We start from the raw sequence: 10,379 nt of genomic DNA on the forward strand, positions 1-10,379 counted from the left end.
GGCGCGACGGGCCACCGACCCGCAGCCGCGCACCGAGCTCACGAGGCAGCCCGGTGGGCGCGGGGGCCCGGGGGCGGAGCCCCCGGAGGGTGACAGTTCGCTGCCGGGTAACCCTAGTCGCGGGCAACCTCGGCGGGAGCCGACTCCGCCTCGTCCTCCAGCCGCCCGTCGATCTTCGACACCAGACCGATCACCTGCCGCGCGATGTCCGGCGCGGTCAGCCCGATCTCCGCCATGACCTCCTTGCGCGACGCGTGGTCGAGGAACCGCGGCGGAATACCGAAGTCGCGCAGCGGCAGGTCGACGTCGGCGTCCCGCAGCGCCTGCGCGACCGCCGAGCCCACACCGCCGACGCGGCTGTTGTCCTCGACGGTGACCACGACGCGGTGCCGCGCCGCGAGCCCCGGCAGGGCCTCGTCGACCGGCTTGACCCAGCGCGGGTCGACGACGGTCGAGGAGATGCCCTGCTGGTCGAGGAGTCCGGCGATCTCCAGGCACATGGGCGCGAGGGCGCCCACGGAGACGAGGAGGACGTCGGGACGGTCCGCGCCCTCGGCGGGTTCGCGCAGGACGTCCATGCCGCCGACCCGGCCGACGGCCTCGACGGCGGGGCCGACCGCGCCCTTGGAGTAGCGCACGACGGTCGGCGCGTCCTTGACCTCGACGGCCTCGCGCAGCTGGGCGCGGACCTGGTCGGCGTCGCGCGGGGCGGCGATCCGCAGGCCGGGCACGACCTGGAGGATCGACATGTCCCACATGCCGTTGTGCGAAGCACCGTCCGTACCGGTCACCCCGGCCCGGTCCAGGACGAACGTCACACCGCACTTGTGCAGCGCCACGTCCATCAGCACCTGGTCGAACGCACGGTTGAGGAACGTCGCGTACACCGCGAACACCGGGTGCAGCCCGCCCGTCGCCAGACCGGCCGCGGACGTCGCCGCGTGCTGCTCGGCGATGCCCACGTCGTAGACGCGGTCGGGGAAGGCCTTGGCGAACTTCTCCAGGCCGACGGGCTGGAGCATGGCCGCGGTGATCGCGACGATGTCCTCGCGCTCGCGGCCGAGCTCGACCATCTCGTCACCGAAGACGGAGGTCCAGTCGGCGCCGCCCGAGGAGACCGGCAGGCCCGTGTCCGGGTGGATGACGCCGATGCCGTGGAAACGGTCGCCCTCGTGCTGCTCGGCGGGCCGGTAGCCGCGGCCCTTCTCGGTGAGGCAGTGGACGAGGACGGGGCCGTTGAAGCGCTTGGCGCGCTGCAGGGCGGACTCCAGCGCCGTGACGTCGTGGCCGTCGATGGGGCCGACGTACTTCAGGCCCAGGTCCTCGAACATGCCCTGCGGGGCGATGAAGTCCTTCAGGCCCTTCTTGGCGCCGTGCAGCGTCTCGTAGAGCGGCTTGCCGAGGACGGGGGTGCGCTCCAGCAGGTCCTTGCCGCGGGCGAGGAAGCGCTCGTAGCCGTCGGTGGTGCGCAGGGTGGCGAGGTGGTTGGCGAGGCCGCCGATGGTGGGCGCGTAGGAGCGCTCGTTGTCGTTGACGACGATGACGAGCGGGCGGTCCTTGGCGATGGCGATGTTGTTGAGCGCCTCCCAGGCCATGCCGCCGGTCAGGGCGCCGTCACCGATGACGGCGACCACGTGGTCGGCCCTGCCGCGGAGCTGGTTGGCCTTGGCGAGGCCGTCGGCCCAGCACAGCACGGTGGAGGCGTGGCTGTTCTCGATGACGTCGTGCTCGGACTCGGCGCGCGAGGGGTAGCCGGACAGGCCGTCCTTGCCGCGGAGCCCGGAGAAGTCCTGGCGGCCGGTGAGCAGCTTGTGCACATAGCTCTGGTGGCCGGTGTCGAAGAGCACCTTGTCCTTCGGCGAGTCGAAGACCCGGTGCAGGGCGATGGTGAGCTCGACCACACCGAGGTTGGGGCCGAGGTGCCCGCCGGTCTTGGCCACGGCGTCGACGAGGAAGGTGCGGATCTCCGCGGCCAGCTCGTCGAGCTGCTCCGGGCTCAGCCGGTCCAGATCGCGCGGTCCCCTGATGCGGGTCAGCAGCGCCACCCGTGCCTCCTCTTCATCGAGCTGTACGAGCCTGTCGAGCCTTGCCGGTCTGTCGAGTCTAATGTTCCGTCCGCGGTGGCGGTGAACGGGTGGGGCCACGTATCTCACGCGAATGGCGCACCGCCGCCATTTCCCGGCCTCAGGGCGCCCTCGGGGGCTCCGCCCCGAACCCCGCCGGGGGCTATGCCCCCGGACCCCCGTCGCTGTGGTGCGAGTCGGCGCCTTGAGTTACTCCCCCTCTCCGGCTGCGCCCACCGGGTTGCCACCTGAGTCCGGTGGGCGGCTGCGGGTCGTCTTCGGCTTGTCGCGCCCACGCGGCGGAGCCGCACCATGTCACAGCCCCGCGCCCCTTACGGGGACCGGGATAGCGAACCCTTTGCTTTCCCCTCTGTTGTTCCTTGGGAACAGGCGTCGCTACGTTCGATCCATGCCACCACCCACCGAGGTGGCGTTTTTCCGGGCGGACGCTTGTCATGAGCGCGCCATAAATCAGGGGCGCACCCGCCCGCGACCCCCCATGGAGGGCGTTCCATGCACACAGAGAGACGCCAGGCGAAGAGATCCTTCCGCTCCAGCCGGCCCGCGGACCACACGCGCCGGGGCCGTGCCGTCACCGCTCTGTTATCCCTCGCCGCGCTGGTCACCGGCGGCCTGATCGCCGCCTCCCCCGCGGCGCACGCGCAGTCGGCCGGCCAGGCCCCCACCAAGCGCCTCTGCTCGCGCACGACCGCGCCCGGCAGGATGGCCTGCCTCGCGCTCGCCCGGACGGACATCCAGCAGCACCGGGGCATCACCACGGACGTCCTGCCCTCCGGGTTCGGGCCCTCCGACCTGCGCGGCGCGTACGCCCTGCCCGCGGACGCGGGTGCCGGGACCACCGTGGCCATCGTCGACGCGTACGACGACCCCAGCGCCGAGCAGGACCTGGCCACGTACCGCTCCCAGTACGGCCTGCCCGCGTGCACCACCGCCAACGGCTGCTTCAGGAAAGCCGACCAGAACGGCGGCACCAGCTACCCCACGGCCGACTCCGGCTGGGCCGGGGAGATCTCGCTGGACGTGGACATGGTCAGCGCCGTCTGCCCGCAGTGCCACATCCTGCTGGTCGAGGCGAACAGCGCGACCATGAACGACCTGGGCGCCGCGGTGAACCGTGCCGTGACGATGGGCGCCAAGTACGTCTCCAACAGCTACGGCGGCGCCGAGGACGCCACCGACCCCACGTCGGACTCGTCCTACTTCGACCACCCCGGCGTCGCGATCACCGTCAGCTCCGGCGACAGCGGCTACGGCGTCGAGTACCCGGCGGCCTCCCGGTTCGTGACCTCGGTGGGCGGCACCTCGCTCAGCCGGTCGGGCAACGCGCGCGGCTGGACCGAGTCGGTCTGGGGATCGAGCGCGGGCGGCCAGGGCGCGGGCTCGGGCTGCTCCGCCTATGACGCCAAGCCCTCCTGGCAGCACGACACCGGCTGCGCCAAGCGGACCGTCGCCGACGTCTCGGCCGTCGCCGACCCCGCCACCGGCGTCGCGGTGTACGACACCTACCAGGCCTCGGGCTGGAACGTGTACGGCGGCACCAGCGCCTCGTCCCCGATCGTCGCCGCCGTCTACGCCCTCGCCGGCACCCCGGCGGCGGGCAGCTACCCGGCCTCGTACCCGTACGCCCGCCCCTCCGCGCTCAACGACGTGACCAGCGGCGCCAACGGCACCTGCACCCCGTCCTACCTGTGCACGGCGGGCACCGGCTACGACGGGCCGACCGGCCTCGGCACCCCGAACGGCACCGCCGCCTTCACCGGCGGCACCAGCGGCGGCAACACGGTCACCGTGACCGGCCCGGGCAACCAGAGCACCACCGTGGGGTCGGCCGTCTCCCTGGCGATCAAGGCCACCGACTCCGACACCACGCAGAAACTCGCCTACAGCGCCACCGGGCTGCCCGCCGGCCTGGCCATCGACGTGGCGACCGGCGTCATCAGCGGCAAGCCCACCACGCCCGGCACGTCGAGCGTCACCGTCACCGCGCAGGACGCCACGAAGGCCTCCGGGAGCGCGTCCTTCTCCTGGACCGTCACCGCGGCGGGCGGCGGCTGCACCCCGGCCCAGCTGCTGGGCAACCCCGGGTTCGAGACCGGCACGGCAGCGCCCTGGACCGCGTCCTCCGGCGTGATCGACAACAGTGCCTCGCAGCCCGCCCACTCCGGCTCCTGGAAGGCGTGGCTCGACGGCTACGGCACCACGCACACCGACACCCTCGCGCAGACCGTGACCGTCCCGGCGGGCTGCCACGCCACGCTGAGCTTCTGGCTGCACATCGACACCAAGGAGACCGGCAGCACCGCCTACGACAAGCTGACGCTCACGGCGGGCAGCACCCAGCTGGGCTCCTGGTCCAACGCCGACAGCAACACCGGCTACGCGCAGAAGACCTTCGACCTCTCCGCGTTCGCGGGCAAGTCGGCGCCCCTCACCTTCACCGGCACCGAGGACTCCTCCCTGGCCACGGACTTCGTCGTGGACGACGCGGCGGTCAACGTGAGCTGAACGCCCGGTTCCCCGCGCCCTGCAAGGCTTGCGCCCCGTAGGGGCGCGGGGAACTGCGCGACCAGCCACACACGACCCGCAGCCGCCGACCGAGCCGACGAGGCACCCCCGTAGGCGCGACAGCCCACCGGGCTCACCCCGTAGCGTCAGGCCCGGCCGGCGGACTTCTGCGTACGCCGCGAAACCGAGTCGATGACAACAGCGGCGAGCAACACCGCCCCCGTGATCATGTACTGCACCGCCGACGCGATGCCCAGCAGCGCCATGCCCGAGGCGATGGACTGGATGACCAGCACACCGAGCAGCGCGGACCACGTCTTGCCGCGGCCGCCGAAGAGGCTCGTACCGCCGATGACGGCCGCCGCGATGGCGTTCATCAGCAGGCTGCCCGCCCCGGAGGACTGGTTCGCGGCGTTGATCTGGGAGGCCAAGAACATCCCGCCGAGCGCGGCCATCGTCCCGGAGAGCGCGAACACCGAGATCCGGATCGCCGCCACGTTCACACCGGCGCGCCGGGCCGCCTCGACACTGCCGCCGAGCGCGAAGACCTTCCGGCCGTACGGGGTGCGCCGCAGCACGAAGTCGAGGGCGACCACCACCCCGAGGAAGATCACCACGGCCAGCGGCAGGCCCTTGTACTGGTTGAACAGCCAGGCCACCACATAGGCGGGCACCGCCAGCGCCGCCGTGCGCAGCACGGTCTCGCTGAACGGGCGGCTGGGCACGCCCGCGGCCTCGCGGCGCCTGCTGTCGCGCAGGGACAGCAGGAAGAACGCGGCCACGCTCAGCGTCGCCAGGCCGTACGCCGCCGAGATGTCGGTGAAGTAGTGGTTGGTGAGGCCCGCGACGAGCCCGGAGTCGTCGAGGTTGATGGTGCCGTTGGAGCCGAGCACCTGAAGCATCAGGCCGTTCCAGCCGAGCAGACCGGCCAGGGTCACCACGAACGCGGGCACCCCGATCCGGGCGAAGAAGAACCCGTGCAGGGCGCCGATCACCGCGCCGGAGAGGAGCGCGACGATCAGCGCGAGCCACTCGGGCATGCCGTGCTGGACGTTGAGCACGGCGAAGACGGCCGCGGCCAGCCCGCTCACCGAGCCCACGGAGAGGTCGATCTCGCCGAGGATCAGGACGAAGACGATGCCGACGGCGATCAGACCCGTCCCGGCGGCGGTGACGAAGAGGTTGGAGAGGTTCTCCGCGCCCAGGAAGGCCGAGTCGCGCAGCTGGAAGATGACGGCGATCAGGACCAGGCCGACGACCACGGGCAGCGAGCCCAGTTCCCCGCTGCTCAGCTTGCGGCCGAATTCGCTCCAGTAACCGGCGAATCCTTCCTGCCGGACCAGCAGCCGCGGGTCGACGGGCGCGACGGCACCCGCGGCGGGCGGCTGACCGTTGTCAGCCGGCTGGCCGTTGTCGGGGAGCGCCCCGCCGGCCGGAGCCGGTTGCGAGGATTCGGTGCTCACCGGTCCCCCTCCTTTTCCTGCTTCCCGTCCGAGATCCCCTGCTCGCCCTCCGGCCGCCGACGGGCCGCACGGCGGGTGACAGCGTTGTCAGTGGCGCCGGTGATGGCGGAGACGATGTCCTCCTGCGAGGTGGCGCGCACCTCGAAGGTGCCGTTGTTGCGGCCCAGCCGGAGCACCGCGACCCGGTCGGCGACGGCCCGCACGTCGGCCATGTTGTGGCTGACGAGGATGACGCCGAGGCCGCGTTCCCGGAGCCGTTCGACCAGGTCGAGGACCTGTGCGGTCTGCTCGACACCGAGTGCCGCGGTGGGCTCGTCGAGGATGACGACCTTGGGCTCGCCCAGCAGGGAGCGGGCGATGGCGACGGTCTGCCGCTGCCCGCCGGAGAGCGAGGCGACCGGAATCCGGACACTGGGAATCCGGATGGACAGGGTGGCGAGCAGCTCACGGGCGCGGCGCTCCATCTCGACCTCGTCGAGCACCCCGGCGCGGACGATCTCCCGGCCGAGGAAGAGGTTGCCGACGACGTCGAGGTTGTCGCACAGCGCGAGGTCCTGGTAGACGGTCGCGATGCCCAGCTCCTGGGCGGCGTACGGCCGGTCGACGGTGACCCGGCGGCCCTGCCACTCGATCACGCCCTCGTCGGCGGGGCCGACCCCGGCGATGGTCTTGACGAGGGTGGACTTGCCGGCGCCGTTGTCACCGACCAGGGCGACCACCTCACCGGCGTGGATCTCCAGCTCGACGTCGGTGAGCGCCTGGACGGCACCGAACCGCTTGGAGATCCCGCGCAACGCCAGCACGGGCGTAGCGGACACGTGCATCATCTCCTTCACCGCCGCTGCCGACGGGACGCCGCGGTCACTTCAGGCCGGCCTTCTCGCACTGCGCCTTGTACTTGGCGGTGCAGATCTCGTTCAGGGTGAAGAAGCCCTCCTTGCCCACGTACTGGGCGATGTCGGCCTTGGTCAGGGCGAAGGGGGTGACGATGATGGAGGGGATCCTCTTCTCGGAGCCGCTGTCGACGGTGGACTTGGCGATGCCGTCGGGCTTCTCGCCGCGCGCGAGGGCGACGGCCAGTTCGGCCGCGGCGTCCGCCTCGGGCTTGTAGGGCTTGTAGACGCTCATGAACTGCTCGTCCGCGAGGATGCGCTGGACGGCCGACAGCTCGGCGTCCTGGCCGGTGACCGGGGGCAGCCTGTCGAAGCCCGCGCTCTTGAGGGCGGTGATGATGCCGCCCGCCATGCCGTCGTTGGCCGAGTAGACGCCGACGATCCTGTCCTTGCCGAGGGAGGAGATGGCGCCCTTCATGTTCTCGTTGGCGTTCTCCGGCTTCCACTCCTTGGTGTCGTACTCCTTGCCGATCTTCACCTTGCCGTCGAGCACGGCGTGGGCGCCATCCTTGTACATCTTGGCGTTGGGGTCGGTGACGGAGCCGTTCATCATCACGATCTCGCCCTTGGCGGCATCGCCGCCGAGCGCCTTGAGCAGCGACTCGCCCTGGATCCTGCCGACCCGCTCGTTGTCGACGGAGGTGTACGCCTTGACAGGGCCCTCGGCGAGACGGTCGTACGCGACGACGGGGATGCCCTTGTCCGTGGCCTTCTTCACCGAGCTCGCTATCGACTTGGCGTCCACCGAGTCGAGGATCAGGGCGTCGACCTTCTTGGTGATCATCGTGTCGACCTGCTGCTGCTGGACCGACGCGTCCTGCTTGGCGTTCTCGTAGAGGACGGTGGTGCCCGTGCCCGCGAGCTCCTTGATCTTCTTCTCGATCAGGGGCTTGTCGAACCGCTCGTAGCGGGCGGTCTGGTTCTCCGGCAGCAGGAGGCCGATGGTCAGCGAGCCCTTCTTGTCCTTCTTCTTGTCCCCGCCGCCGGCTTCCTTGGCGCTGCCGCAGGCGGCGAGGCCCACTGCCATCGAGACGGCCGCGACGACCACAGCGGCACGCCGCAGATGCGTTTTCACGTGCAGATACCTCCCTGACGAGGCCGCTTCGTCGCGGCCGAGGTGGCTGGAAGTCAACTCGGCGGTCAACAGAGCGTCAAGAAGTCAACCCTTAACGAGATGGCAACGATGCCATTCGTTACCTGCGTGAACGCGGGAGCCACACGAGCGGAGGGAGCATCCGCCGCCGGACGGCTCAGGCGGGCACCGGCGTGTCGGACGGCCGGGAATCGTCCAGGAGGGTCGCGTCGCCCATCTCGCTCAGGACGAGCGCGAGCGCGCCCAGCACCTCGGAACGGCCGCCCAGCGCGCCGGGCACGACCTCCAACTGCCGTGCGGCGCTGGGGATCGCGTACCGGGAGACCGACTCCCGGATCGGCCCGAGCACCAGCTCGCCGGAGTCGGCGAGGTCGCCGCCGAGCACGACCCGGCTGGGGTTGAGGAGATTGCAGAGGTTGGCCACGCCACTGCCGATGTGTCTGCCGACGTCGCCGATCACCCGTCGGCAGCCGGGGTCGCCCCCGCGCGCGAGCTCCACCATGCGCGCCACGGTCAGGTCGGTGCCATGGGTCGAGTGGAGCAGCGGCAGGACGTAGCGGGCGGCGGTGAAGGTCTCCAGGCAGCCGCGGTTGCCGCAGCGGCACACCGGCCCGGCCTCGTCCAGCGTGATGTGCCCGATCTCGCCCGCGGTGCCACCGGGGCCGCGGGCACGGCGGCCTGCGGGACGGCCTGCTGGGCGTACGGGTTCGGCTGCTCGCCCGGCAGGACGGGGTACGGGTTCTCCGGCGCGGGCGGCGCCCAGGCCTGCGGCGGCATGCCGTGGCCGGGGGCCTGGCCGTACGGGCCGGGGGCCTGCCACAGGCCCGCGCGCTGGTCGGCGGTCGAGCGATAGTCGACGGCCGCCTGCGTCATCCGCATGTACGCCTCCTCCAGCGACGCCTGGTGCGGGGAGAGCTCCCAGAGGCGGACGTCCGCGTCGTGCGCGAGGTCGCTGATCCGGGGGAGCGGCACACCGGTGACGCGCAGGGCGCCGTCCGGCTCGGACAGCACCTGGCCGCCCGCCTCGACCAGCGCGGCCGTCAGCTTCTCGCGGCTCTCCGGCTCGGTGTCCGGGGTGCGTACGCGCGCGAAGCCCGCGGAGTTCGCGGCGATGAAGTCCTTGACGCTCATGTCCGCGAGCAGCTGTCCGCGGCCGATGACGATCAGGTGGTCGGCGGTCAGGGCCATCTCGCTCATCAGGTGCGAGGAGACGAAGACCGTACGGCCCTCCGCCGCGAGCTGCTTCATCAGATTGCGGACCCAGAGGATGCCCTCGGGGTCCAGACCGTTGACCGGCTCGTCGAAGAGCAGTACCTGGGGGTCGCCGAGCAGCGCCGCGGCGATGCCCAGGCGCTGGCCCATGCCGAGGGAGAAGCCCTTGGAACGCTTGCCTGCCACGCCCTGCAGGCCGACGACGCCGAGCACCTCGTCCACCCGGCGCGCGGGGATGCCCGCGAGCTGGGCCAGCGAGAGCAGGTGCAGCCGCGCGCTGCGGCCGCCGTGCACGGCCTTCGCGTCGAGGAGGGCGCCGACCTGGCGGGGCGCGTTGGGCAGCTGGGCATAGGGGAGGCCGCCGATGGTGACCTGTCCGGACGTCGGCCTGTCCAGGCCGACGATCATGCGCATCGTCGTCGACTTGCCGGAACCGTTGGGTCCGAGGAAGCCGGTGACAACCCCGGGCCGCACCTGGAACGACAGATTGTGCACGGCCGTCCTGGCGCCGTAGCGCTTCGTCAGACCGACTGCCTCGATCATTCTCCGCCCCTCGCGAGCTCTTCAGGGCGTAAGCCCCCGTAAGGGGTACGAGCATAACGAGGTCTTGACGGTTCCCGTTATGTGAAATTTATACGAGTGACGGGCAGCACCCAGCCGAGCTCCTGGAAGGCGCGCTTGCCCGCCCGGCGTACGTCCTCCGCCGCCCGTGCCCGCTCGACCCAGCTCTCCGGGTCGGGGCCGAGCAGCTCCCGCAGGGCGGCGGAGCCCGCGAGCAGCCGCGCGAGCAAAGCGCGCTGGTCGCCGCCACCGGGGAGCGGCGGGCCGCCGGGGCCGTCGGTCAGTACGCCGTGCCGGCTGACGTAGAGGTACGCGCCGGGCAGGGACTCCCCCGACGGCAGGGTCATCGCGAACCGCTCGCCGGGCAGCAGGACCCTGCGGTAGTTGAATTCGGTCTTGTCCACGATGCCGAGCTGGTCGTCGTCCAGCCAGCTGATCACCAGGGTGAGCCGCGAGCGGGGCTCGGCGTACGGGGCGGCGGCCACGTAGCCGTGCACGCCGATGTGTGCCGAGCAGCCGACGGCGAGCCCTTCGACGGTGGCCGGGGCCATGGGGACCGCCACAGGGG

Annotated in this window: 7 protein-coding genes and 1 pseudogene; 1 reads left to right on the top strand and 7 read right to left on the bottom strand. The window is 71.5% G+C overall.

Annotated features, from left to right (window positions below; translation table 11 throughout):
* Positions 1 to 113: 113 nt before the first annotated feature.
* Entirely contained in the window at positions 114 to 2,045 is a 1,932-nt protein-coding gene (dxs, locus tag K6I34_RS22425) for a 1-deoxy-D-xylulose-5-phosphate synthase (RefSeq protein WP_229328124.1), read from the bottom strand.
* Between the two features lie 531 nt (positions 2,046 to 2,576).
* Here dxs and K6I34_RS22430 point away from each other — a divergent pair.
* Positions 2,577 to 4,589, top strand: a complete 2,013-nt coding sequence (locus K6I34_RS22430) for a putative Ig domain-containing protein (RefSeq protein WP_229328125.1) — start codon at positions 2,577 to 2,579, stop codon at positions 4,587 to 4,589.
* A gap of 146 nt (positions 4,590 to 4,735) precedes the next feature.
* Here the strand turns inward: K6I34_RS22430 and K6I34_RS22435 are convergent, their stop codons facing one another.
* From K6I34_RS22435 to K6I34_RS22460, 6 genes and pseudogenes are all read right to left on the bottom strand, one after another.
* Positions 4,736 to 6,052 (bottom strand): sugar ABC transporter permease, encoded by a 1,317-nt coding sequence (locus tag K6I34_RS22435; protein WP_229328126.1) that lies wholly within the window; start codon positions 6,050 to 6,052, stop codon positions 4,736 to 4,738.
* Positions 6,049 to 6,879 carry an ATP-binding cassette domain-containing protein gene (locus K6I34_RS22440; protein ID WP_229328127.1) on the bottom strand — a complete coding sequence of 277 codons (831 nt, stop codon included), beginning with the start codon at positions 6,877 to 6,879 and terminating at the stop codon, positions 6,049 to 6,051. Before K6I34_RS22440 ends, K6I34_RS22435 begins: the two co-directional genes overlap by 4 nt.
* A 34-nt stretch (positions 6,880 to 6,913) precedes the next feature.
* A complete protein-coding gene (locus K6I34_RS22445) occupies positions 6,914 to 8,020 on the bottom strand; it encodes a substrate-binding domain-containing protein (RefSeq protein ID WP_229328128.1) in 1,107 nt (368 codons plus the stop codon).
* 175 nt (positions 8,021 to 8,195) lie between these two features.
* Positions 8,196 to 8,669 (bottom strand): ROK family protein, encoded by a 474-nt coding sequence (locus K6I34_RS22450; protein WP_229328130.1) that lies wholly within the window; start codon positions 8,667 to 8,669, stop codon positions 8,196 to 8,198.
* Complete coding sequence (locus K6I34_RS22455) at positions 8,552 to 9,793, bottom strand: ABC transporter ATP-binding protein (protein ID WP_229328129.1); 1,242 nt, start codon at positions 9,791 to 9,793, stop codon at positions 8,552 to 8,554. Before K6I34_RS22455 ends, K6I34_RS22450 begins: the two co-directional genes overlap by 118 nt.
* A 77-nt stretch (positions 9,794 to 9,870) precedes the next feature.
* Positions 9,871 to 10,379, bottom strand: a pseudogene (locus tag K6I34_RS22460) (hypothetical protein); the annotation flags it as partial.

This window comes from Streptomyces sp. UNOC14_S4 (assembly GCF_020740835.1).
Lineage (GTDB): Bacteria > Actinomycetota > Actinomycetes > Streptomycetales > Streptomycetaceae > Streptomyces.